At 59.7% G+C, this 23417-nt stretch carries 20 protein-coding genes; 5 read left to right on the top strand and 15 right to left on the bottom strand.

What is annotated here, in order from left to right; genetic code table 11:
• Positions 1 to 2: 2 nt before the first annotated feature.
• From rpoD to rpsU, 3 genes are all read right to left on the bottom strand, one after another.
• Positions 3 to 1850: an RNA polymerase sigma factor RpoD gene (gene rpoD, locus ACM6HV_RS10295; protein ID WP_041070030.1), complete on the bottom strand. Its 1848-nt coding sequence runs from the start codon at positions 1848 to 1850 to the stop codon at positions 3 to 5.
• A 67-nt stretch (positions 1851 to 1917) separates the two neighbouring features.
• A complete protein-coding gene (dnaG, locus tag ACM6HV_RS10300; RefSeq protein WP_414904125.1) occupies positions 1918 to 3882 on the bottom strand; it encodes a DNA primase in 1965 nt (654 codons plus the stop codon).
• Positions 3883 to 4360: 478 nt separating this feature from the next.
• A complete protein-coding gene (gene rpsU / locus ACM6HV_RS10305) occupies positions 4361 to 4576 on the bottom strand; it encodes a 30S ribosomal protein S21 (protein ID WP_002551877.1) in 216 nt (71 codons plus the stop codon).
• A 199-nt stretch (positions 4577 to 4775) separates the two neighbouring features.
• Here rpsU and tsaD point away from each other — a divergent pair, with 199 nt between their 5' ends.
• A complete protein-coding gene (gene tsaD, locus ACM6HV_RS10310; protein ID WP_145593503.1) occupies positions 4776 to 5801 on the top strand; it encodes a tRNA (adenosine(37)-N6)-threonylcarbamoyltransferase complex transferase subunit TsaD in 1026 nt (341 codons plus the stop codon).
• Positions 5802 to 5824: 23 nt separating this feature from the next.
• Here the strand turns inward: tsaD and plsY are convergent, their stop codons facing one another.
• A complete protein-coding gene (gene plsY, locus ACM6HV_RS10315; protein ID WP_041070041.1) occupies positions 5825 to 6394 on the bottom strand; it encodes a glycerol-3-phosphate 1-O-acyltransferase PlsY in 570 nt (189 codons plus the stop codon).
• A 74-nt stretch (positions 6395 to 6468) separates the two neighbouring features.
• On the opposite strand from plsY, the gene folB reads away from it, so the two are divergent.
• Together folB and folK are read left to right on the top strand one after the other, a co-directional pair.
• Positions 6469 to 6825, top strand: a complete 357-nt coding sequence (gene folB / locus ACM6HV_RS10320; RefSeq protein WP_414904126.1) for a dihydroneopterin aldolase — start codon at positions 6469 to 6471, stop codon at positions 6823 to 6825.
• Positions 6816 to 7331, top strand: coding sequence for a 2-amino-4-hydroxy-6-hydroxymethyldihydropteridine diphosphokinase (folK, locus tag ACM6HV_RS10325; protein ID WP_414904127.1), 516 nt, complete (start codon positions 6816 to 6818; stop codon positions 7329 to 7331). Before folB ends, folK begins: the two co-directional genes overlap by 10 nt.
• Before the next feature lie 90 nt (positions 7332 to 7421).
• Here the strand turns inward: folK and ACM6HV_RS10330 are convergent, their stop codons facing one another.
• From ACM6HV_RS10330 to ACM6HV_RS10380, 11 genes are all read right to left on the bottom strand, one after another.
• On the bottom strand, positions 7422 to 8645 hold the full coding sequence (locus tag ACM6HV_RS10330) for a multifunctional CCA addition/repair protein (RefSeq protein WP_414904128.1): 1224 nt from the start codon (positions 8643 to 8645) through the stop codon (positions 7422 to 7424).
• A gap of 64 nt (positions 8646 to 8709) precedes the next feature.
• Positions 8710 to 10272 (bottom strand): SpoVR family protein, encoded by a 1563-nt coding sequence (locus ACM6HV_RS10335; protein WP_414904129.1) that lies wholly within the window; start codon positions 10270 to 10272, stop codon positions 8710 to 8712.
• On the bottom strand, positions 10269 to 11540 hold the full coding sequence (locus tag ACM6HV_RS10340) for a YeaH/YhbH family protein (RefSeq protein WP_041070055.1): 1272 nt from the start codon (positions 11538 to 11540) through the stop codon (positions 10269 to 10271). The genes ACM6HV_RS10335 and ACM6HV_RS10340 overlap by 4 nt, the downstream gene beginning before the upstream one ends.
• A 205-nt stretch (positions 11541 to 11745) precedes the next feature.
• Entirely contained in the window at positions 11746 to 13668 is a 1923-nt protein-coding gene (locus ACM6HV_RS10345) for a PrkA family serine protein kinase (protein WP_003228848.1), read from the bottom strand.
• A 294-nt stretch (positions 13669 to 13962) separates the two neighbouring features.
• Positions 13963 to 14292 carry a thiosulfate sulfurtransferase GlpE gene (glpE, locus tag ACM6HV_RS10350; RefSeq protein WP_414904130.1) on the bottom strand — a complete coding sequence of 110 codons (330 nt, stop codon included), beginning with the start codon at positions 14290 to 14292 and terminating at the stop codon, positions 13963 to 13965.
• 33 nt (positions 14293 to 14325) lie between these two features.
• On the bottom strand, positions 14326 to 15207 hold the full coding sequence (locus ACM6HV_RS10355; protein ID WP_414904131.1) for a symmetrical bis(5'-nucleosyl)-tetraphosphatase: 882 nt from the start codon (positions 15205 to 15207) through the stop codon (positions 14326 to 14328).
• On the bottom strand, positions 15207 to 15587 hold the full coding sequence (apaG, locus tag ACM6HV_RS10360) for a Co2+/Mg2+ efflux protein ApaG (RefSeq protein WP_414904132.1): 381 nt from the start codon (positions 15585 to 15587) through the stop codon (positions 15207 to 15209). Before apaG ends, ACM6HV_RS10355 begins: the two co-directional genes overlap by 1 nt.
• A 114-nt stretch (positions 15588 to 15701) precedes the next feature.
• Positions 15702 to 16520 (bottom strand): 16S rRNA (adenine(1518)-N(6)/adenine(1519)-N(6))-dimethyltransferase RsmA, encoded by an 819-nt coding sequence (gene rsmA, locus ACM6HV_RS10365; protein WP_145593498.1) that lies wholly within the window; start codon positions 16518 to 16520, stop codon positions 15702 to 15704.
• Positions 16517 to 17506 carry a 4-hydroxythreonine-4-phosphate dehydrogenase PdxA gene (gene pdxA, locus ACM6HV_RS10370; RefSeq protein ID WP_145593497.1) on the bottom strand — a complete coding sequence of 330 codons (990 nt, stop codon included), beginning with the start codon at positions 17504 to 17506 and terminating at the stop codon, positions 16517 to 16519. The genes rsmA and pdxA overlap by 4 nt, the downstream gene beginning before the upstream one ends.
• Positions 17503 to 18819 (bottom strand): peptidylprolyl isomerase SurA, encoded by a 1317-nt coding sequence (gene surA / locus ACM6HV_RS10375; protein ID WP_222018068.1) that lies wholly within the window; start codon positions 18817 to 18819, stop codon positions 17503 to 17505. Before surA ends, pdxA begins: the two co-directional genes overlap by 4 nt.
• On the bottom strand, positions 18800 to 21598 hold the full coding sequence (locus ACM6HV_RS10380; protein WP_145593495.1) for an LPS-assembly protein LptD: 2799 nt from the start codon (positions 21596 to 21598) through the stop codon (positions 18800 to 18802). Before ACM6HV_RS10380 ends, surA begins: the two co-directional genes overlap by 20 nt.
• A 130-nt stretch (positions 21599 to 21728) precedes the next feature.
• Between ACM6HV_RS10380 and ACM6HV_RS10385 the strand changes: the two genes are divergently transcribed.
• Complete coding sequence (locus ACM6HV_RS10385; RefSeq protein ID WP_145593494.1) at positions 21729 to 22748, top strand: aminoglycoside phosphotransferase family protein; 1020 nt, start codon at positions 21729 to 21731, stop codon at positions 22746 to 22748.
• Positions 22745 to 23416 (top strand): N-acetylmuramate alpha-1-phosphate uridylyltransferase MurU, encoded by a 672-nt coding sequence (gene murU, locus ACM6HV_RS10390; protein ID WP_145593493.1) that lies wholly within the window; start codon positions 22745 to 22747, stop codon positions 23414 to 23416. Before ACM6HV_RS10385 ends, murU begins: the two co-directional genes overlap by 4 nt.
• Position 23417 lies beyond the last annotated feature (1 nt).

A 23417-nucleotide genomic window follows, 5' to 3' on the forward strand; every position in this document is an offset into this window, starting at 1 on the left:
TATCACTCGTCGAGGAAGGAGCGCAGATGCTCGCTTCGCGTCGGGTGGCGCAGCTTGCGCAGCGCCTTGGCTTCGATCTGACGGATCCGCTCGCGCGTTACGTCAAACTGTTTGCCCACTTCTTCGAGTGTGTGGTCGGTGTTCATGTCGATACCGAAGCGCATGCGCAGTACTTTGGCTTCACGGGCAGTGAGGCCTGACAGCACTTCGCGGGTTGCTTCTTTCAGGCTTTCAACGGTTGCCACATCGATTGGCGACTGCATGGTCGAGTCTTCGATGAAGTCACCCAGATGAGAGTCTTCGTCATCACCGATCGGGGTTTCCATGGAGATCGGCTCTTTAGCGATCTTCAACACCTTGCGGATCTTGTCCTCAGGCATTTCCATGCGTTCGCCCAGCTCTTCCGGAGTCGGTTCGCGACCCATTTCCTGCAACATCTGGCGGGAAATGCGGTTGAGCTTGTTGATCGTCTCGATCATGTGCACCGGAATACGGATGGTGCGAGCCTGGTCGGCGATCGAGCGAGTGATCGCCTGACGGATCCACCAGGTGGCATAAGTCGAGAACTTGTAACCACGACGGTATTCGAACTTGTCCACCGCTTTCATCAGGCCGATGTTGCCTTCCTGGATCAGATCGAGGAATTGCAGGCCGCGGTTGGTGTACTTCTTGGCGATCGAGATCACCAGACGCAAGTTGGCTTCAACCATCTCTTTCTTCGCGCGGCGGGCCTTGGCCTCACCGATCGACATGCGACGGTTGATGTCCTTGATTTCAGCGATGGTCAGACCGGTTTCGGTTTCCAGCGCAATCAGCTTCTGCTGGCAACGGATGATGTCTGGCTGTACGCGACCAATGGCTTCGGCGTATTTGCTCTTGCCTTTGGCCAGGGCGTCGGACCAGCTTTCGTCGACCTCATTGCCCGGGAACTGACGCAGGAAATCGGCGCGTGGCATACGTGCATCACGTACGCACAATTGCATGATCGCGCGCTCTTGCTGACGCAGACGATCAAGGGCACTGCGAACACGCTCGACCAGGGCTTCGAATTGCTTCGGCACCAGTTTGATCGGCATGAACAGCTCGGCCAGGGCCAGCAACTCGGCAACGGCGGCCTTGTTGTGACGACCGTGCTTTTTCAGGGCCTTGCGGGTGATTTCCATCTGGTCGGACACAGCGCCGAAACGCTGGGCAGCGATGACCGGATCCGGACCGCTTTCGGCTTCTTCTTCGTCATCCGAAGCTTCGGCGTCATCGTCGTCGGTATCGTCGTCAGCCTTGGCGGCTTTCGCGTCGATCGGCGGTGGCACTTCGGCAGCAGGCGGCGCAATGCCGTCGTCCGGGTCGATGTAACCGCTCAGAACGTCGGACAGGCGACCACCTTCGGTGGTGACGCGAGTGTACTCGGAGAGAATGTGGTCAACCGTGCCTGGGAAGTGCGCGATAGCGCTCATCACTTCACGGATGCCTTCTTCGATACGCTTGGCGATTTCGATTTCGCCTTCACGAGTCAGAAGCTCGACCGTACCCATTTCACGCATGTACATGCGCACCGGGTCAGTGGTGCGACCGATATCGGTCTCCACCGCGGCCAACGCGGCGGCTGCTTCTTCCGCAGCGGCCTCGTCGGTATCGGCGTCGGCCAACATAAGGGCGTCCGCATCCGGAGCACTCTCGTGTACGGGGATCCCCATGTCGTTAATCATGCGGATGATGTCTTCCACCTGCTCCGGATCTGAAATATCCTCGGGCAGGTGGTCGTTGACCTCGGCGTAAGTCAGATACTTCTGCTCACGACCCAGTTTGATCAACTCAATAATACGAGACTGCTGTTGCGCTTTTCCGGACATAACACCCTATCCACTGAAGGTCTTGGCGGGCAAAAAACAAGCCGAGGATTATACCTGAGCTATGACCTCACGCGCCAGTTGAGGTCGGGTTTGATGCGGAAACATTGCGACTTAAAAGGTCGCGCAGTTGATTTTTCTCTTCGGCGCTCAGTTCGCTTTGACGCGCTTTCCTGAGCAACTGTTCCAGATTTCGCTCGCGTTGGCGGGCTGACAAGCTAGTAATGGTGTCGAAAAACTGTTGTTCAAGGTTTTCTCCGTCAATCAGCCACTCCTTTTCCGCCAGTGCCTTGAGCAAGCGACCTTGTTCAGTGCCATGCCATCGCGCGATCAACTGAAATGAGTTTAGCTTGGGATTCTTCTGTACGGCTTCAAGCAGCGCCACAAGCAACTGGGCATTGGTCTGATTTTCGTCCGCAATGTGCCCGGCGTCTTCGACGCGCTCGGCCAGTTGCGGGTGGTGCAGCAATGTACGCAGGGCGGTCAGCGTCGGGGACTCGACGCCAATCGGCGTGCGCGGGCGCTGTTGATCGCGATCGCCGCCACGCTTGCCGTTCTTGTCCCAGGGTTTCTTGTCCCATTTCTTGCCGCTGGCGCCGGTTTTCTTTGGTGTCCACTCCTGCTGCGGCACATACATGTCCTGTGCCTGCGGCTGATGGTAGTCGCTGTAGTCCGGCATTGCGTCGTAATCAATGCCCGGATCGTAGGCCGGAGGAGCTTCCTGCGGCGCACTTTGCGCGAGCTGGCTGACCGTTTCGCTGCTCAGGCCGGTGATTTCGGTCAGGCGCTGGCGCATCAGAATGCGCAGGTTGGCGCCCGGTACTTTGTCGATCAGCGGCGCGGCGAGGGTGGCCATGTGGGCCTTGCCTTCGAGCGAGCGCGGATCGGCTTCCTCGGTCAGTTGCTGGAAGAAATAGTCTGCCAGCGGCTGCGCATGCTGATTGATGCGGGCCTTGAAGGCGTCAGTGCCTTCGGCGCGAACCAGCGTATCCGGATCTTCGCCTTCGGGCAGAAACAGGAAGCGCGCACGGCGTCCGTCCTGCAGGCACGGCAGTGTCGCCTCCAGTGCGCGCCATGCCGCATTGCGGCCAGCCTGGTCGCCATCGAAGCAGAACAGGACGTTGGGCACGACGCGAAACAGGCGCTTGAGGTGCTCTTCGCTGGTCGCCGTGCCCAAGGTTGCGACGGCATTGCGCAAGCCTTGCTGGGCGAGGGCGATGACGTCCATGTAACCCTCGACGACGATGATTTCGTCGAGGTTGCGATTGTTCTTGCGTGCTTCATAGAGGCCGTAGAGTTCCTGGCCTTTATGGAAGACCGGGGTTTCCGGCGAGTTCAGGTATTTCGGCTTGTCGTCACCCAGTACCCGGCCGCCGAAAGCGATGATCCGGCCACGGGTATCGCGGATCGGGAACATCACGCGATCGCGGAAGCGGTCATAGCGTTTGCCGGTTTCGGCGTTCTCGATCAGCAGGCCGGCGTCGATCATGGCCTTCTGCTGCAAAGTGTCGCTGCTCAAGTGCTTGAACAGATTGTCCCAACCCGGCGGCGCAAAGCCGAGACCGAAGTCCCGGGCGATCTCGCCGGTCAGGCCGCGGCCCTTGAGGTAATCCACCGCAGCCTTGCGCGCCGGATGGCTCTTGAGCGCCTGGCGGTAGAAGTCGGCGGCGGCGGAGAGCAGCGGATACAGCGGCGAGTCGGTTGGCTGTCGCGGTTTGTGCGGACGGCCGCTTTCTTCGCGGGGGACTTCCATGCCGGCGGCTTTGGCCAGGTCCTCGACGGCCTGGGGGAAATCCAGGTTGTCGTGGTCCATGAGAAAGCCGAGGGCGTTGCCGCCGGCGCCGCAGCCGAAGCAGTAATAGAACTGCTTGTCGGGGCTGACGCTGAACGACGGGGTTTTCTCTTTGTGGAACGGGCAGCAGGCGGTGTAGTTCTTGCCGGCCTTTTTCAGTTGCACGCGCGAGCTGACCACGTCGACGATGTCGGTGCGGTTCAGGAGGTCGTCAATAAAGCTCTGGGGAATCAGCCCGGCCATGGCGTTCTCGTCTGCGCTGTAATGAGTCCGATGCGAAGGGCGGCCGGGCACAGGTCTTGAGTGAAGCGCACAAAGTGGGCGGTTCGACCGGTCGGTGCATATTCGCTGTCGGGAAGTGTATCTGCCGATAATCCACTGACGTTAGTACCCATCAGTCGTCGACTATTTGAAAGTGTTGCGCTGAATCCGCTGGCGGCCGATAAATGGCCTCGGATAGCTCAATAAAGCGGGCACGCATGGCGGTGCCTTGGGCTGATCGTCGTAAGAGGAATCAGTAGGTGTGCTCGTCAGTAGCCTTGAAAGACTCGTCAGAAAAGACGTGCACCGCTGGCAAAAGAGCCAGGTCTGACGCGTGAAGCAGATTTGTCTCGGTCGCGTGTGCGGCTTCGACGGTGAAGCATCAAGCGTTTTACGCAAATGCCATTAGCCCGGCTGAAGGCCGGGCTTAGGCAAGAAGCTTGCTACGAACGTCTGTGTATTAGTACAGACGAACGGCGCGGCGCTGTTCGCGCTGAACTTTCTTGGCGTGACGCTTAACAGCGGCTGCTGCTTTGCGCTTACGCTCAGAAGTTGGCTTCTCGTAAAATTCGCGGCTACGAACTTCAGCCAGTACACCGGCTTTTTCGCAGGAGCGCTTGAAACGACGCAGAGCTACGTCGAAGGGTTCGTTCTCTTTAACTTTGACGGCTGGCATCCAGAGCTACCTTCATTCATTACCGGGGTCAACATCCTCGCGGCAAAAGAGCACTTGAAGACGTCGGTTTTTAAGGGTTGCGGATGTTAACCCCTCATCGCTCGGAATGCAAAGCCTCTGATCGAAAACCGCTAGTCGGGGCATCGCGTGGCGACTATTATGCGCGCCTTCGAATTCAGCCTAAACAAGGCGCAAACCCATGCTAGTACTGGGATTAGAAACCTCCTGCGACGAAACCGGCGTCGCATTATACGACAGTGAACGCGGCCTGCTGGCCGACGCGCTGTTCAGCCAGATCGACCTGCACCGCGTCTATGGCGGCGTGGTGCCGGAGCTGGCCTCGCGTGACCACGTCAAACGCATGCTGCCCTTGATTCGTCAGGTGTTGGCCGAGGCCGACTGCGTGCCGACCGAGATCGATGCGATCGCCTACACCGCGGGCCCGGGCCTGGTCGGCGCGCTGCTGGTCGGTGCCTCGTGCGCTCAGGCGCTGGCGTTTGCCTGGGGTATTCCGGCACTTGGTGTGCACCACATGGAAGGCCACTTGCTGGCGCCGATGCTGGAGCCAAAACCGCCGGAATTCCCGTTCGTCGCTTTGTTGGTGTCCGGTGGGCACACGCAACTGGTTCAGGTCGATGGAATTGGCCAATACAGCCTGCTCGGCGAGACCCTCGACGATGCCGCCGGTGAAGCGTTCGACAAAACCGCGAAAATGATGGGCCTCAATTATCCGGGCGGGCCGGAAATCGCCAAGCTGGCCGAGAAGGGCGTCGCAGGGCGTTTCACCTTCCCGCGTCCGATGTGTGATCGCCCGGGCCTGGATTTCAGCTTCAGCGGCTTGAAGACCTTTGCCCTCAACACTTGGCAACAATGCGTCAGCGCCGGGGACGACGGCGAGCAAGCCCGTTGCGACATTGCGCTGGCGTTCCAGCAGGCCGTGGTGGAGACTTTGACCATCAAGTGCAAGCGCGCCCTGAAACACGCGGGCATGAAGCGTCTGGTGATCGCTGGCGGCGTCAGCGCCAACAAGGCGTTGCGCGCGTCGCTGGAAAAGATGCTCGGCGATATGAAGGGCGATGTGTTCTACGCCCGCCCGGAGTTCTGCACCGACAATGGCGCGATGATCGCGTTTGCCGGTTGTCAGCGTTTGCAGGCCGGTCAGCAGGAAAGTCTGGCGATCAGCGTGCAGGCGCGCTGGCCGATGGAGCAGTTGTCGGCGCTGTGATTGGCGGTGTAGGTGAGCGGTATTTAAAAATGCCGTTCGCGCCCGGCAAACAGGTCGCGTAGATTGCCGCGATGGCGCCAGACGATCAGAAGCGTCAACGCGCTCATCGGCAGCAGCGCCTCCGGCTCTTGCCATGCAAGTAGGGGCAAGGTCAGGGGCGTGGCGATCAGCGCCGCCAGCGAGCTGGTACGGGTCAGGTAGAACGTCAGCAGCCAGGCGCACACCGCCAGCAGCGCGGCGGGTGGATACAGGCCCAGCAGCATGCCGGCAGCCGTGGCGACGCCTTTGCCGCCGCGAAAACGGAAATACAGCGGGAACAGGTGACCGATCACGGCGCACACGCCGATCCAGGCCTGATCCTGCAGCGAAAGGCCAGCGGCGGCTGCGATCAGCACCGGCAGCAGGCCTTTGCACAGATCACCGAGCAAGGTCAGGATCGCCAGTTTGCGACCGGCCAGGCGCAGCATGTTGGTGGCGCCGGCATTACCCGAGCCACTCATTCGCGGGTCCGGATTTCCGGTCAAGCGGCTGAGCAAAATGGCGAAGGACAGAGAGCCGAGCAGGTAGGCGAGAGTCGCCAGTAACCAAAACATGCTAACTATTCCGGGCGAGGACGCCCTGATTCTAACGGCGCATTGCGCCCTTGTCGTGCAGCGGAGAGAAGTGCTTGGACAGAGTGTTTATCGAGGGCCTGGAAGTCGACACCGTGATCGGTGCCTATGACTGGGAGCGCGGCATCCGTCAGTGCTTGCGTCTTGATCTGAGCTTCGCCTGGGACAATCGTCCGGCTGCGGCCGGTGACGACCTGACTCTGGCGCTCGATTACGCCAGCGTTTCAACGCGCATCCTGGCCTTTGCCGAACAAGCGCAATATCAATTGGTCGAGACCTTTGCCGAGCGTCTGGTCGAAGTGCTGATGACCGAGTTCAAGATTACCTGGGTTCGCCTGAAACTGACCAAGCCGGGCGCCGTGCCGGCCGCCAAGGGTGGCGTGGGTGTGGAGATCAAGCGCGGATGTCGCTGACTCAGGTGTACCTCGGGCTCGGTAGCAATATCGAGCGCGAAACCCATTTGCGCGCCGGGCTCGACGCTTTGGCGACATTTCTGGTGGATATACGCTGTTCGGCGGTGTTCGAGAGCCAGCCAGTGGGGATCAAGAGCGGGCCGTTCTTCAATTTTGTAGTCTCGGCATATACCGATCTGCCGTTGATGGAGCTGGATCGACGCCTGAAAATCATCGAGGCCGATAATGGTCGCTATGCCCCTGATCGCAAGGGGTTGCCGTTGGATATCGATGTGCTGCTGTACGGTGATCTGACGGGTAATTTCGACGGTTTGATCCTGCCGCGTGCCGAAATTCTGAAAAACGCCTTTGTGCTGTGGCCGCTGTCGCTGATTGCGCCGGATCGTGTGCATCCGGGTGTGGGAAAAAGCTTCGCGACGTTGTGGGCCGAGGCGCAGATTGATCAGGTGTTGGCACCAGTGGGATTTGAATGGCGTGGCGAACAGCTCACGCCTTTGAATCTTTGAAGCAAAAGATCGCAGCCTGCGGCAGCTCCTACACGGGGACGCGCGTTTCCATGTAGGAGCTGCCGAAGGCTGCGATCTTTTGATCTTGCTTTAGCGATTTTCCTTGTACGCCTTCAACGCCTTGAGCCGCTCACGCTTGAGCGCTTCCCCAAGCTCCGGCCCTTTAAAACCCTTCTCCAGCAGCGGCTGCACCGCCACCCCGCGTGCCACATTGGCTGCTCCACGCAGATAATCGGCCTGTGGATAACTGCGCTGTTCCAGCCCCTTGCGTCCGCGCGCATCCATCTCGCACGCGACGATGAACTCCTCGAAACGCTGCGGGCGACGATACACGTCAAAGCTCTGCAAAAGCTCCAGCAAGGTCGATGCCTTCAGCTCCAGGGCGCGGTGGCCGTGGGTGTGGTACTGGCCGACCAGCAACGCCAGTTCCTGACAGTCCTTTGGCGCCTTGAAGCGTTCGTTGACCGCTTTGATCAGTTTCAACCCCGTGTGTTCGTGGGCGATGTGCCGAGGCCACGCTTCTTCAGGAGTCAGGCCTTTGCCAAGATCGTGCAGCAGACAGGCCCAGCGTACGGTGAGCGGTTGTTTGTGCAGCGCTGACTGTTCCAGCACGCTGAGTGTGTGGAGCCCGGTATCGATTTCCGGGTGATGCGCTTCCGGTTGCGGCACGCCAAACAGCGCGTCAACTTCCGGCATCAGAACTTTCAGCGCGCCACAGTCGTGAAGTACCTCAATGAATACCTGTGGCTGATCCTCCATAAGCGCGCGGGAGATTTCTTTCCAGCTGCGCTCGGCGGTCAACGCTTCCAGCTCGCCGGATTCGCTGAGCTGACGCATCAATTCCAGCGTTTCTGGGGCAACGGTGAAACCCAGTCCGGCATAACGCGCGGCAAAACGCGCAACGCGCAACACCCGGAGCGGATCTTCGGCAAAAGCGGGGGAAACGTGGCGCAGGATGCGCGCTTCGAGATCGCGCTGGCCATGATAGGGATCGGTCAGGTTCTGCTGATCATCCTCGGCCATTGCATTGATGGTCAGGTCGCGGCGGACCAGGTCCTCTTCAAGGGTGACTTCGGGGCTGGCGTGAAAGGTGAAGCCGCCATAACCACGACCGCTTTTGCGTTCGGTGCGGGCGAGGGCATATTCCTCGCCGGTCTTGGGGTGCAGGAATACCGGAAAATCCGCGCCAACCGGGCGATACCCCTTTGCGAGCATCTCCTCCGCGGTGGCGCCGACCACTACCCAATCAATATCGGTCACCGGTAACCCGAGCAAGCGATCGCGTACCGCACCGCCAACCTTGAAAATCTGCATAAAAAACCTCCGTTAGCCCGACAGGATAAACCTTGTGTCGGACTTTCGGAGGTCAGAACCGCAACTAGAGATGAATCACGGCCAAGTCGAGTCGACCGTAATCACCTTCGCTGTGTTCACTGCGTGGCGGCACGTGGTGGGTTTTCATGATCTGGTCGCCCTGCAGGGTTTCCAGATGAATGTCGAAGCCCCACAGCCGGTGCAGATGCTTGAGTACCTCTTCGGTGGAGTCGCCCAGAGGTTTACGGTCGTGTTGCTGGTGACGCAAGGTCAGCGAGCGGTCGCCGCGTCGGTCGATGCTGTAGATCTGCACGTTCGGCTCACGGTTGCCGAGGTTGTACTGCGCAGCCAGGGTTTCACGGATGATCCGGTAACCGGTTTCGTCGTGGATCGCCGGCACCAGCAAATCGTCCTTCTGGTCGTCATCGAGGATGCTGAACAGCTTGAGATCGCGGATGACCTTGGGTGACAAGTACTGCAGGATGAAGCTTTCGTCCTTGAAGCTGCTCATGGCGAACTTGATGGTCGAGAGCCAGTCGGAACCGGCAATGTCCGGGAACCAGCGCCGGTCTTCCTCGGTAGGGTTTTCGCACATGCGGCGGATGTCGCGATACATCGCAAAGCCCAGTGCGTAGGGGTTGATTCCGCTGTAATACGGGCTGTCGAAACCTGGCTGGAACACCACGCTGGTGTGCGAAGTGAGGAATTCCATCATGAAGCCGTCGGTTACCAGGCCTTCGTCATACAGGTCGTTCATCAGCGTGTAGTGCCAGAACGTGGCCCAGCCTTCGTTCATCACCTGCGTCTGACGCTGTGGATAAAAATACTGTGCGATCTTGCGCACGATGCGCACGATTTCCCGCTGCCACGGCTCCAGCAACGGTGCGTGTTTCTCGATGAAGTACAGGATGTTTTCCTGCGGTTCGGCCGGGAAGCGGGCGTTGTCCTTGTCGCTGTATTTGTCCGCGCCTTTGGGGATGGTGCGCCACAGATCGTTGATCTGCTTCTGCAGGTGCTCTTCGCGGTCCTTCTGCCGCCGACGTTCCTCTTCAGCAGAAATCGGATAAGGACGTTTGTAGCGGTCGACGCCGTAGTTCATCAGCGCATGGCAGGAATCGAGCAGGTCCTCCACCGCATCGATGCCGTGGCGCTCCTCGCACTGCATGATGTACTGCTTGGCGAACACCAGGTAATCGATGATCGAGCTGGCGTCGGTCCAGGTGCGAAACAGGTAGTTGCCCTTGAAGAAGCTGTTGTGGCCATAGCAGGCGTGCGCCACAACCAGTGCCTGCATGCAGATGGTGTTTTCCTCCATCAGGTAGGCGATGCAAGGGTCGGAGTTGATCACGATCTCGTAAGCCAGCCCCATTTGCCCGCGGCTGTAGGATTTCTCGGTGCTGAGGAAGTGTTTGCCGTAGGACCAGTGGTGATAGCCCAGTGGCATGCCAACCGAGGCATAGGCGTCCATCATCTGCTCGGCGGTGATCACTTCGATCTGGTTGGGGTAAGTATCCAGAGCATACCGGGCCGCAATCCGGGCGATCTCGCGGTCGTAGGCCTGAATCAGCTCGAACGTCCATTCGGAGCCGGTGGAAATGGGTTGGCGCTTCTGCTCTTTGGCGGTCATGTCACTAACCTGCGCTGGAAGAGTTCACGGAAGACCGGATAAATATCCCCGGCCGAGACCAGTTGCTGCTGGGCAAACGTGTCGGAAAAGGCTTCGGCGATGCGTTCGTATTCGTACCAGAGGGCCTGGTGTTCGCGTGGGGTGATCTCCACATAAGTGTAGTACTGCACAAACGGCATGATCTGGTTGATCAGGATGTCGCGGCAGATCGGCGAGTCATCGTTCCAGTTGTCGCCGTCGGAAGCCTGCGCGGCATAGATGTTCCACTCGTTGCTCGGATAACGCTCGGCCATGATCTCCTGCATCAGTTTCAGGGCGCTGGAGACGATGGTGCCGCCGGTTTCCCGCGAGTAGAAGAACTCTTCCTCGTCCACTTCCCGGGCGCTGGTGTGGTGGCGGATGAACACCACGTCGATCTTGTCGTAGTTACGTTTGAGGAACAGGTACAGCAGGATGAAAAAGCGTTTGGCGATGTCCTTGGTGGCCTGGGTCATCGAACCGGAAACGTCCATCAGGCAGAACATTACCGCTTTGGAGCTGGGGTTGGGCTGCTTGACCAGCAGGTTGTATTTGAGGTCGAACGTATCGAGAAACGGCACCCGGTGGATGCGCGCGCTGAGCTTTTCGATTTCTGCCTCGAGTTCCTGAATATCGCCGAAGTTGTCCGGCTCTTCGCGTTTTAATCGCGCCAGTTCCTCTTTGGCCTCGCGCAGTTTGGCGCGGCTGCTGCCGGACAGGGCAATGCGCCGGGCATGGGCCGAGCGCAGGGTGCGGATGATGTTGATCCGCGACGGGTTGCCTTCGTTGCTGATCCCGGCGCGCACGGTCTTGAACGTGTCGGTCCCGCTGAGATTGCGTTTCACCAGATTCGGCAGTTCGAGATCTTCGAACATGAATTCGAGGAATTCTTCCTGAGTGATCTGGAAAACGAATTCATCCATGCCCTCGCCGGAATTGCCAGCCTTGCCGGGACCGCGTCCGCCACCACCTCCGGGTGGCCGGGCGATGTGTTCGCCGGCAGTGAATTCCTTGTTGCCGGGGTGAACCACGGTCTGTTTGCCGCCGCGACCGTGGTGAAGCACCGGTTCGTCGATGTCGCGACCGGGAATGCTGATCTGTTCACCGTGTTCCATGTCAGTGATGGAACGCCGGCTGACCGCCTCTTCGACAGCCTTCTTGATGTGATCACGGTAACGCCGCAGGAAGCGCTGGCGGTTCACCGTGCTCTTGTTCTTGCCATTGAGACGTCGGTCGATCACATAGCTCATGACTACTCCTTAGAAGCTGTCCTGCAAAGGCGGGAGCGGTCATGCAGCATTGAGCCGAATGCCAAGGGACGTACACGCTCCCCCAAGCGCTCTGGATGCTGCCTGTACCTCGCTATCGACTTGCGAACACCTTCCAGAGGCCTGTGTAGCAGAAAATGCAGGCACAGGCCTCGGGCTGACGACAACCGGTCTGACCGGCCGCGGTTTACTGTGATTTTCTGACCCGCAGGTACCATTCGGACAGCAGTCGTACCTGTTTGTCGGTGTAGCCGCGTTCGACCATTCGAGTAACGAAGTCGTTGTGTTTCTGTTGATCCTCTTTGCTGGCCTTGGCATTGAAGCTGATGACTGGCAGCAGGTCTTCGGTGTTGGAGAACATTTTCTTCTCGATGACCACTCGCAGTTTTTCGTAGCTGAGCCAGGTCGGGTTCTTGCCGTTGTTGTTGGCTCGGGCGCGCAACACGAAGTTGACGATCTCGTTGCGGAAATCCTTCGGATTGCTGATGCCGGCCGGTTTCTCGATTTTCTCCAGTTCTTCGTTCAGGGCGACGCGGTTGAGAATCTCGCCGGTTTCCGGATCGCGGTATTCCTGATCCTGAATCCAGAAGTCCGCATACAGCACGTAGCGGTCGAAGATGTTCTGCCCGTACTCGCTGTAAGACTCCAGGTAAGCGGTCTGGATCTCCTTGCCGATGAATTCGATATAACGCGGCGCCAGGTACTCCTTGAGGTAGCGCAGGTAGCGTTCACGGGTTTCAGCCTGGAACTGTTCCTGTTCGATCTGCTGTTCCAGCACGTAGAGCAGGTGTACCGGGTTGGCGGCGATTTCATGCGGATCGAAGTTGAACACTTTGGACAGGATCTTGAAGGCAAAGCGGGTCGACAGACCGTTCATGCCTTCGTCGACGCCGGCCGAGTCGCGGTATTCCTGGATCGACTTGGCCTTCGGATCGGTGTCCTTGAGGTTTTCCCCGTCGTAGACACGCATCTTCGAATAGATGTTGGAGTTTTCCGGCTCCTTGAGGCGCGACAGCACAGTGAACTGCGCCAGCATCTTCAGGGTGTCCGGCGCGCAGTGGGCCTTGGCCAGGGAACTGTTGAACAGCAACTTGTCGTAGATCTTCACTTCGTCGCTGACCCGCAGGCAGTACGGTACTTTGACGATGTAGATCCGGTCGATGAAGGCTTCGTTGTTCTTGTTGTTGCGGAAGGTGTGCCACTCCGATTCGTTGGAGTGGGCGAGCAGGATCCCGGTGAACGGAATCGCCCCAAGACCTTCGGTACTGTTGTAGTTGCCTTCCTGGGTGGCGGTCAGCAATGGGTGCAGCACCTTGATCGGTGCCTTGAACATTTCGACGAATTCCATCAGGCCCTGGTTGGCCCGGCACAGCGCGCCGGAGTAGCTGTAGGCGTCGGCGTCGTTCTGTGGGTATTCCTCGAGTTTGCGGATGTCGACCTTGCCCACCAGCGCGGAGATGTCCTGGTTGTTCTCGTCGCCCGGTTCGGTCTTGGCCACGGCGATCTGATTGAGGATCGACGGGTACAGCTTGACCACGCGGAACTGGCTGATGTCGCCGCCGAATTCGGCCAGGCGTTTGGTCGCCCACGGCGACATGATGGTGTTCAGGTAGCGCCGTGGGATGCCGAAGTCTTCCTCGAGGATCGCGCCATCTTCGGTGGCGTTGAACAGACCCAGCGGGGATTCGAATACCGGCGAGCCCTTGATCGCATAGAAGGGCACTTTTTCCATCAGCTGTTTCAGCTTCTCGGCCAGGGACGATTTACCGCCACCGACGGGGCCGAGCAGGTAGAGAATCTGTTTCTTCTCTTCCAGGCCTTGGGCGGCATGGCGGAAATACGAGACGATCTGGTCGATGCATTCTTCCATCCCGTGGAAGTCTTCAAAGGCCGGATAGCGACGAATCACCTTGTTGGAGAAGATCCGCGACAGCCGCGAGTTGGTCGACGTATCGAGCAGCTCGGGTTCGCCAATAGCCATCAGTAGACGCTCGGCGGCGGAAACGTAAGCGCTGCGATCCTTTTTGCACAGCTCCAGGTACTCCTGCAGCGAGAGTTCTTCCTGGCGTGTGGACTCGAAGCGTTGTTGGAAGTGGCTAAAGATACTCATGACGTCACCTCGCTCGATACGTGGAGCCGACGCCGGATCACTCAGTCGATGCTGGCAAGCAGCCGCGGTGGCCGCTTGTTTACCCCCCAGAACACTTTCGCGGTCGACAACCTTGAAAGTCACTCCCGATGACCCGTGCGCCGGTGTACCGGCTCTCCCCTGTTTTGGATGGCCTGGGCTTAAGGATAGTTGGGAATTCGAGAGGTAAAGGCGAGATACGTAATTATGTGTGGCAGACCGTTCGTCTGCCACGCGCAGGCCCACGGCAGCCGGGGCCTGCGCGTGACAAAAAAATTATTCTGCGCTGCCTTGCGCGGTTTCCGACGGATAAGTCGTACGCCACAGCTCGAAGCCACCGTCCATGCTGTAGACGTCGGAGAAGCCTTGGCTGATCAGGTAAGCCGCAGCGTTCTGGCTGGAATTGCCGTGATAGCAGACCACCACCAGCGGTGCGTCGAGATCGGCGCTACGGATGAATTCCGAGATCGAGTGGTTATCCAGATGGGTCGAGCCGGCGATGTGCAGCGCGGCATAGGTTTGCGGGTCGCGGATATCGACCACCACGGCACCTTGCTCGCGCAGGGCCTGGGCCTGTTCCGGGGGGATTCGTTTGAATTCGCTCATGGCGGGTTCCTGTAGCTCGGCAGAATGCGCAGTCTAGCGCGGGACGTTGACTGGCGACGTTTCGGGGATAAGTGGTGCGACGGTCGGGGCAAGCCCGCCGTGCTCATCGCATTTGCACGACACGCGCTCGCCGCTGTCGACGTTCATCAGGGTCAGGCTGCCGCCCCAGACACAACCGGTGTCCAGTGCCGAGACGCCCGGTTCGCGGACATCGCCTTCCAGCGCGGCCCAGTGGCCGAAGATGATCCGCAGACCGCGGGTCTTGCGTTCTTTGTGCTGGAACCATGGCTTGTAGCCCGGCGGGGCAGTATCCAGGCCTTCCTTGCTTTTAAGATCGAGCTTGCCGTCGGCGGTGCAGAAGCGCATGCGGGTGAAATAGTTGGTGATGACGCGCAAACGGGTCACGCCGGTGAGATCACTGTCCCACTTCGCCGGCTCGTTGCCGTACATGCCATCGAGGTACAACGGAAACAGGTTGTCGTCACGCAGCGCGGCTTCGGCTTCGGCGGCGTACTTCAAGGCCTTGCGCAACGACCACTGCGGGGGGATGCCCGCGTGCACCATGGCGACTTCGCGCTGTTCGTCGTAGTGCATGAGTTTCTGTTGGCGCAGCCATTCGAGCAGGTCAGCCGCATCGGGGGCTTCGAGAATCTCGCGCAGGGTGTCGGATTTCTTCAGGCGCTCGATGTTGTTGGCGGCGGCCAGCAAATGCAGGTCGTGGTTGCCGAGTACGCAGACCAGCGACTCGCGCATGCCATAGAGAAAGCGCAGGGTCTCCAGCGACTGAGGGCCGCGATTAACCAGATCACCGACCAGCCACAGCCGATCAAGCTTCGGGTCGAACGCCACTTGCTTGAGCAAGCACTTGAGCGGGTCGAGGCAGCCTTGCAGGTCGCCGACGGCGTACGTCGTCATCAGTGCAGGGCTCCAGGCACGGCGAGGCGGAAAGGCTTGATGATCGCGTCGAAATGCTTGCCATCGTCGGCGACCATTTCGTAAGTGCCCTGCATGGTGCCGACCTTGGTGGTCATCACTGTGCCGCTGCTGTAAGTGTGACTTTTGCCGACCTCGATCAGCGGTTGCTGGCCGACAACGCCGACGCCGCGAACCTCTTCGACATGCCCGTCACCGTCGGTAATGACCCAATGTCGTGACATCAGCTGGGCAGGGCGCTCGCCATTGTTCTGCACGGTGATGGTGTAGGCGAAGGCGAAGCGGTGGTGCTCGGGTTGCGATTGGTCTGCCAGGTAGCGGGTAACGACACTGACATCGACCTGATAACGAGGATCGGACATGCAAAAGGGCCTTAAGCAAAGCGGAACGCGAGGCGTAGCTGATGGGGAATCAGTCTAGGCAAGTATCGGGCAGTAAACCAGAGTGGCGTCCTGCCCGATAGCGTTCATCGCCGGTCAGTCGGCGACAGGAGTTTGCGGGGCTTGTTCGCTGAGCTTGTCGGCCAGGCGCACGAATGCGGCCAGGTCCAGTTGTTCGGGGCGCAGGCTGCCATCGACACCGGCGGCTTCTATCTCGGCAGCCGTCATCAATTGCTTGAGGGTGTTGCGCAGGGTCTTGCGACGCTGGTTGAAGGCTTCGCGAACGACACGCTCCAGCAGGCGATGATCCTTGGCCGGGTGCGGCAGCACCGCGTGCGGCACCAGACGGACGATGGCCGAGTCGACCTTCGGCGGCGGATTGAACGCGCCCGGGCCGACGTTGAACAGGTGTTCCACGCGGCAGTGGTACTGAACCATGATCGACAGACGACCCCAGTCGCCGCCGCCCGGGCCGGCCGCCAGACGCTCGACCACTTCTTTCTGCAGCATGAAGTGCATGTCGCGAATGATGCCGGCGTTGTTCAGCAGATGGAAAATCAGCGGCGTGGAAATGTTGTAAGGCAGGTTGCCCACCACACGCAGACTGTTCGGCGCGGCGTTGAGGGTGTTGAAGTCGAACTTCAGCGCATCGCCCTGATGCAGGTTGAAGTTGCTCTTGCCGGCGAACTGCTGGTTGAGGATCGGGATCAGGTCCTTGTCCAGTTCCACCACGTCGAGTTGTGCGCCGGAGTTGAGGATGCCGGCGGTCAGTGCGCCCTGGCCGGGGCCGATTTCCAGCATGCGGTCGTCAGGCTTGGCGCTGATGGAGCGCAGGATGCGGTCGATGACGCCGGCATCGTGCAGGAAGTTCTGGCCAAAGCGTTTGCGCGCCTTGTGTTGGTATTGCTCGGTCATAAACGGGTCTCGGCCATCTGGTAGGCGGTTTCCAGGGCGACCTGCAGGCTGCCGGTGTCGATCTTGCCGCTGCCGGCCAGATCCAGGGCAGTGCCGTGGTCGACCGACGTGCGGATGATCGGCAGGCCGAGGGTCACGTTGACCGCCGCGCCGAAGCCTTTGTACTTCAGCACGGGCAGGCCTTGGTCGTGGTACATCGCCAGCACTGCGTCGCAGTGCTCCAGATATTTGGGGGTAAACAGAGTGTCGGCAGGCAGCGGGCCACGGAGGTCCATGCCCTCGCTGCGCAGGCGCTCTAATGTCGGTTCGATGATGTCGATTTCTTCATGGCCCAGGTGTCCGCCTTCGCCGGCGTGCGGGTTGAGTCCGCAGACCAGAATGCGTGGCCGGGCGATGCCGAATTTGTCTTGCAGGTCGGCGTGCAGAATTCGCGTAACCCGCTCCAGCCGCTCCGGGGTGATTGCATCGGCAATCTCGCGCAGGGGCAGGTGAGTAGTGACCAGGGCTACGCGCAAGCCGCGGGTAGCGAGCATCATCACCACTTGGGCGGTGTGGGTCAGGTCGGCGAGAAATTCCGTGTGTCCGGAGAACGGGATACCGGATTCGTTGATCACGCCCTTGTGTACCGGAGCGGTGATCATCCCGGCGAAGTCGCCGTTCAGGCAGCCGTTGCCGGCACGGGTCAGGGTTTCGAGGACGAAGGCGGCGTTAGCCTTGTTCAGTTGTCCGGCGACCACGGGAGCGCTGAGTGGAGTGTCCCAGACATACAGGCTACCGGCGGGGGCTGGAACCGCCGGCCAGTTGTCAGGCGCAACCTCAAGCAAAGTGACGGCCAGCCCCAGCTGCGCGGCCCGCTCGGTAAGCAGGTCGCGGCTGGTGATGGCAATCAGGGGATGTGGCTGGGCTTGCGAGGCGAGCAGCAGGCACAGGTCGGGACCGATGCCGGCTGGTTCGCCGGGTGTCAGCGCGAAACGCTTGGGTTTCACTGCGCTGCCTGGTCTGCACCAGGGAGTTTGATTTCTACGTAGGCTTCTTCACGAATCTGACGCAGCCAGTTTTGCAGCTCTTCATCGTATTTTTTGTTACGCAGAACATTCATTGCCTGTTGCTCGCGTGCCGATTCGGTGCTGTCGGTGGCGCGGCGGCCAAGGACTTCCAGCACGTGCCAGCCGTACTGGGTCTGGAACGGCTTGGACAGCTGACCCTGTGGGGTCTTGGCCATCACTTCGCGGAATTCCGGTACCAGTGCGTTCGGGTCAATCCAGTTCAGGTCGCCGCCGTTGAGCGCCGAGCCCGGGTCTTCGGAGTAGTTCTTCGCCAGTTCAGCGAAGTCTTCACCGGCCAGGATGCGCTCGTACAGCGATTGCACCAGGGCTTTGGTCTTGGCTTCGTCGCGGATCGGGCTTGGCTTGACCAGGATGTGGCGCACATGCACCTCATCACGCATCTGGGTTTCGCCACCGCGTTTGGCCAGCAGCTTGAGAATGATGAAACCACCCGGAGTGCGTGCAGGCTGAGTGATGTCGCCCACCGCCATGCTGCTCAACTCGCGGTCGAACGGCGGTGGCAATTGCGCAGCTTTACGCCAGCCCATGTCGCCGCCTTCCAGGGCGTTGTCGCTGCCGGATTTGGCAACGGCCATCTGACCGAAGTCAGCGCCTTGCTTGAGTTGCTGGTAAACGTCCATGGCCTGACGGTAAGCGCTCTGAATCGCTTCAGAACTGGCGCTTTCCGGCGTCGGGATCAGGATGTTGGCCAGGTGCAGTTCTTCGGACAGTTGCATCTTGCCCAGGTCGGAAGCGAGGAAGTTCTTCACTTCCTGCTCGGAGACCTGGATGCGTTCTGCCACGCGGCGCTGACGCACACGGCTGATGATCATCTCGCGCTTGATCTGGTCACGGGCGTCGTCATAAGACAAACCGTCGTGAGCCAGGGCGGCGCGGAATTGATCCACGGTCATGTTGTTGCGCTGGGCGATGGTGCCGACTGCCTGGTTCAGCTCTTCGTCGGTAATGCGGATCCCGGAACGCTCGCCGATCTGCAGTTGCAGGTTTTCGACGATCAGGCGCTCGAGCACCTGCTGATCCAGCACGCCCGGCGGCGGCATGCCGCCGCCACGCTTGGCGATGGTCTGCTGAACTTCATGGACACGCTGGTCCAGTTGGCTCTGCATGACCACGTCGTTATCAACGATCGCAACCACTTTATCGATGGACTGTACTGCGGCGTTGGCCGCAGTACCCAGGAACAGCGCGCCCAGCAACAGCGGGCGCAGAGAATCAGAAAGCTTGGTCTTCACGTTGACGATAACCTTGGATGCCTTTGTCGAGGAAGCTCTCTACCTTGGCGCCAGTCAGGCCGCCGAGTCCCTTCAGAACAATTTGGAGGAAGACGCCGTGGTCGCCTTTTTCGTTTTGCGGAGCTTCCTGACTGAATTCGTCGTAGGAAACCCAGTAACGGTTGATCAGGCGCAGTTTCCAGCAGCAGTTGTCGTACTCGAAACCACCAAAGGCTTCCAGTGTACGGTTGCGGTTGTAGTCGTACTGCCAGCGGCTGATCGCGCTCCACTGCGGAACGATCGGCCAGATGACCGAGAAGTCATGCTGCTGGATCTTGTAGTAGTCCTTCACGTAGCCAGGCTGACCCGGGGTGCCGTAGTCGCCGCCACCCACCGACCATTTGCCGGTGGTCTGATCGTAACGAACCTGGTCGTTGCGATAGCGATAACCGACGTTGACCACCTTGTTCGGGTTGTCTTCAGGCTGGTAATGGAACATCGCGCTGCCGGAACGCGGGCTGCGGCTGTCCGGGTCCCAGTTGTAATCGGCCGTGGTGCGCCAATCGCGGTTCCAGCGGTATTCGTATTCCAGCGCGTATGGCGACACGTCGGACTGGGCATCCTTGCGATCGTTGAACGCAATGCCTGGCAGTTGGACTTCACGATCCTTGAAGTAGTAAGCCTGGCCGACGCTGATGCGCTGACGCTCGAAACCGTCGTCTTCGATCCAGCGGCTGGTCACACCCAGCGACAGCTTGTTCTCGTCGCCGACGCGGTCGGAGCCGGAGAAGCGGTTGTCACGGAACAGCGACGCGTAGTTGAAGGTGTATTCGCTGGTGTCGAATACCGGAATGTCTTCCTGATCAACCTTGGGTACATACAGGTAGAACAGGCGCGGTTCCAGAGTCTGGCGATAGTTCTTGCCGAAGTACGACGTGTTGCGGTCGAAGTACAGGCCGCTGTCGACGCTGGCGATCGGTACGCCACGGCTCTGATTGCTGTCGAAGGTGCCGTTGAGTTTGTTCTGCTCAGCGGTTTGTGCAGCAATCTGGGACTTGCCGGTGCCGTCCAGATCCAGTTGATACTGGGTGTACTGGTACTTGAGCGATGGCTTCAGGAAACCATAGGTCCAGTTCATCGGCAGGCTGACGCCTGGTTTCAGATTCAGACGGTCGCCGTTGGCGCGCGCCAGACCCTGTACGTTGGTATCGAGGCGTGGCGAGACGTTGCCGTCTTCGTCCGTAAAGTTTCCTTTTTCCAGATCACGATCAAACCGGACGATCTCGGTCTCGTAATCGAAATTCAGGCCTTCCGGGTGATACGGCAGTTGACCATTGAAGGTGATCTGCGGCAGACGACCGTACGGCGTAATGTTCGAAACGGTCGCGAGTTGGTACTGTTGAGCGTTCAACATGGCGGTGTACGAGTCGCCACGGTAGGTCACCGAGCCCTGCTGGTTCACATAGTCAGCGCTCTTCACACCGATCTGATCGGTGCTCAGGTCCTGGAAGTAGTACGGATCGCTGATCTTGGTGTAGTCAACCTGGGTGAACACGCGGGAGTCGAGACCGCCCTTGTGCTGCCAGTTGTACATGTAGCGATTCTTTTCGTAATCGGTCTGCTTGCTGCGATCGGTATCTTCGTCGTTCAGATACGCCGCACCGAACTGGCCTTCGCTGGATTTGGTCAGGTAGCGGAACTCGCCTTCGACCAGCATGCCTCGTTTGCTCATGTAGCGCGGGTACAACGTGGCATCGTAGTTCGGCGCCAGGTTGAAGTAGTACGGTGTGACCAGCATGAAGCCGGTGTCGCTGCCGGTGCCAATGGTCGGCGGCAGGAAGCCCGACTGACGACGGTCGTCGATCGGGAAGTAGATGTACGGCGTGTACAGGATCGGAATGTCCTTGACCCGCAGTGTCACGTTGGTCGCGGTACCGAAGCCGGTGGCCGGGTTCAGGGTGATGTTGTTGCCCTTGAGCTGCCACGCGTTGCTGTTCGGTTCGCACGTGGTGTACGTGCCGTCCTTCAAGCGGATGATCGCGTTCTCGGCACGCTTGGCGTACAGCGCGTTACCGCGGATGCGCGATTTGTGCATCACGTATTCGGCGTTGTCGACCTTGGCTTCACCGGTGTCGAGTTGCACATCGGCGTGGTCGCCGACGATCAGTGCACCGTTGTCGCGAATGCGCACGTCGCCGTTGAGTTCGGCACGGCTCTCGGCCTGATACAAGCTGGCCTCGTCGGACTCGACCTGCATGCTGCCCTGACGAAGGACCACATCGCCGGCCAGCGTACCCACCTGATCTTCGGTGTTGTAGCGCGAGGCCTTGGCGCCGATAAAGGTCGGTGCGTCACTTTTATTCGTCTTGTCATTCATGCCAGGACGAATCGGTTCGATATAGGAACCAGAGCAGTAAGGACCGGTCTCGGCCAATTGGGCGGCGGTGAGCTTCTCGCGCGGAACCCAGTCGAGGTGACTGTAGTCTTCGCTACGGGATTTCAGGCCGCGGCCCTTGGCTTCGGTGACCAGCACAGGCTTGGCGCCGGTGTCGGCAGTCGAACCGTTCTGGGCCGGGGCTTCGCCGGCGGCGCTGACAGCACTGCCGTCATGCACCGGACGCGGCGGCAATGCAGCTGCCGGCGTCTTGGGCGCACACGCCCAGCCACCCGTTGCCGAGACGGCGCAGTCATACTGCTCGGCGGCAACAACGAATTGACTGGCCAGAGGTTGCATAGCCAGCAGACTGCCGGTTACCAACAACGGAAATTTTTTACGAAACGCGGGGGATTTCAATGCCATCTTATTAGTCCGGGCTTCCTGCGTGCCATCTGCCCGCGGTGTGGGCCGCACGCCTCTCGATGGTCTGAAAAAGATGCTGGATAATAAAGCATGACCCGCTTGACGGCTAGCGCCGTCGGAGACCCTTGCAATGCCTGACCAAGATGTACGCTTGCAACACCTGAAAGTTTGGCTCGATGAGCAGTTGGCAATCCTGTTTGCAGATCAAGGCTGGGGCGCCGTGCCCCCGGCCACGTTGACCGCGGCCAGTAGCGACGCGAGTTTCCGCCGGTATTTCCGCTGGGAAGGCGCGGGTCGCAGTTTCGTCGTGATGGACGCGCCACCGCCCCAGGAAAACTGCAAACCGTTCGTGGATATCGCCTTTTTGTTGGCGAAATCCGGAATTAACGTGCCGAAAATTTATGCAGAAGACCTCGAACGCGGTTTTCTTTTGCTCAATGACCTGGGCAACAAGACCTATCTCGACGTAATCGACGGCGAAAATGCCGATGCTTTGTTCAGCGATGCCCTGCAGGCGCTGTTGGCTTTTCAGCAATTGCCGATGATCGCACCGCTGCCGAGCTACGACGTCGCGCTGCTGCGCCGTGAGCTGGAACTGTTCCCCGAGTGGTACGTGAAACGGGAACTCGGTATCGAGTTCGACGCGGCACAGCAGCAACAATGGCAGTCCGTCAGCGAGCTGCTGATCGACAGCGCACTGGCCCAGCCGAAAGTCCTGGTGCACCGCGACTACATGCCGCGCAACCTGATGCTCAGCGAGCCGAATCCCGGCGTGCTGGACTTTCAGGATGCGGTCTACGGCCCGGTCACCTACGACGTCACCTGCCTGTTCAAGGACGCTTTCCTCAGCTGGCCTGAAGAACGTGTGCGTGGCTGGCTGGAAAGTTACTGGCAGCAAGCTTCGGCGCTGGACATCCCGGTGCAGGCCGACTTCGAAGACTTCCTGCGTGCCAGCGACCTGATGGGCGTACAACGCCACCTGAAAGTCATCGGCATTTTTGCGCGCATCTGCCATCGCGATGGCAAACCGCGCTACCTGGCCGACGTGCCGCGTTTCTTCGCCTATATAGAAGCGGTGATTGCGCGTCGTCCTGAACTGGCGGATCTGCAGGCATTGCTCGCCAGTCTGCGTGGTGGAGCGATCGCATGAAGGCGATGATACTGGCGGCAGGCAAGGGCGAGCGCATGCGCCCGCTGACCCTGACCACCCCGAAACCGCTGGTGCGTGCCGGCGGCGTGCCGTTGATCGAATACCACCTGCGGGCGCTGGCGGCGGCCGGTTTCAGTGAAATCGTGATCAACCATGCCTGGCTCGGTCAGCAGATCGAGGATTACCTGGGCGACGGTTCGCAGTTTGGCGTGAGCATCCAGTACTCGCCGGAAGGCGAGCCGCTGGAAACCGGCGGCGGGATTTTCCGCGCGTTGCCGTTGCTCGGTGACGACGCCTTCCTGGTGGTCAACGGCGATATCTGGACCGACTACGACTTCAGCGTACTGCACCAACCGATCAACGGTCTGGCGCATCTGGTGCTGGCGGACAACCCGGCCCACCACCCGCAAGGCGATTTCATCTTGACCAACGGTCAGGTGATCGATGGCCAACCGGACGTGGCGACCCTGACCTACAGCGGCATCGCCGTCCTGCACCCGCAACTGTTCGATGGCTGCACGCAAGGGGCCTTCAAGCTTGCACCGTTGCTGCGCAAAGCCATGGCAGACGGGCAGGTCAGCGGTGAACGTCTGAAAGGCCATTGGGTGGATGTCGGCACGCATGAGCGTCTGGCCGAAGCCGAAGCATTGATAGAAGCGAGTCGTTGAT

This window comes from Pseudomonas sp. IT-P260 (assembly GCF_949768395.1).
Lineage (GTDB): Bacteria > Pseudomonadota > Gammaproteobacteria > Pseudomonadales > Pseudomonadaceae > Aquipseudomonas > Aquipseudomonas parakoreensis.

Bases quoted from the DNA above. Each gene is read 5' to 3' on its own strand.
- ACM6HV_RS10385 (WP_145593494.1), top strand. From the start codon at position 21,729: ATGCCTGACCAAGATGTACGCTTGCAACACCTGAAAGTTTGGCTCGAT.
- dnaG (WP_414904125.1), bottom strand. From the start codon at position 3,882: ATGGCCGGGCTGATTCCCCAGAGCTTTATTGACGACCTCCTGAACCGC.
- ACM6HV_RS10340 (WP_041070055.1), bottom strand. From the start codon at position 11,540: ATGAGCTATGTGATCGACCGACGTCTCAATGGCAAGAACAAGAGCACG.
- ACM6HV_RS10345 (WP_003228848.1), bottom strand. From the start codon at position 13,668: ATGAGTATCTTTAGCCACTTCCAACAACGCTTCGAGTCCACACGCCAG.
- ACM6HV_RS10380 (WP_145593495.1), bottom strand. From the start codon at position 21,598: ATGGCATTGAAATCCCCCGCGTTTCGTAAAAAATTTCCGTTGTTGGTA.
- ACM6HV_RS10335 (WP_414904129.1), bottom strand. From the start codon at position 10,272: ATGACCGCCAAAGAGCAGAAGCGCCAACCCATTTCCACCGGCTCCGAA.
- rsmA (WP_145593498.1), bottom strand. From the start codon at position 16,520: ATGACCGAGCAATACCAACACAAGGCGCGCAAACGCTTTGGCCAGAAC.
- plsY (WP_041070041.1), bottom strand. From the start codon at position 6,394: ATGTTTTGGTTACTGGCGACTCTCGCCTACCTGCTCGGCTCTCTGTCC.
- apaG (WP_414904132.1), bottom strand. From the start codon at position 15,587: ATGTCCGATCCTCGTTATCAGGTCGATGTCAGTGTCGTTACCCGCTAC.
- rpoD (WP_041070030.1), bottom strand. From the start codon at position 1,850: ATGTCCGGAAAAGCGCAACAGCAGTCTCGTATTATTGAGTTGATCAAA.
- ACM6HV_RS10355 (WP_414904131.1), bottom strand. From the start codon at position 15,207: ATGACGACGTACGCCGTCGGCGACCTGCAAGGCTGCCTCGACCCGCTC.
- ACM6HV_RS10330 (WP_414904128.1), bottom strand. From the start codon at position 8,645: ATGCAGATTTTCAAGGTTGGCGGTGCGGTACGCGATCGCTTGCTCGGG.
- murU (WP_145593493.1), top strand. From the start codon at position 22,745: ATGAAGGCGATGATACTGGCGGCAGGCAAGGGCGAGCGCATGCGCCCG.
- tsaD (WP_145593503.1), top strand. From the start codon at position 4,776: ATGCTAGTACTGGGATTAGAAACCTCCTGCGACGAAACCGGCGTCGCA.
- folK (WP_414904127.1), top strand. From the start codon at position 6,816: ATGTCGCTGACTCAGGTGTACCTCGGGCTCGGTAGCAATATCGAGCGC.
- glpE (WP_414904130.1), bottom strand. From the start codon at position 14,292: ATGAGCGAATTCAAACGAATCCCCCCGGAACAGGCCCAGGCCCTGCGC.
- rpsU (WP_002551877.1), bottom strand. From the start codon at position 4,576: ATGCCAGCCGTCAAAGTTAAAGAGAACGAACCCTTCGACGTAGCTCTG.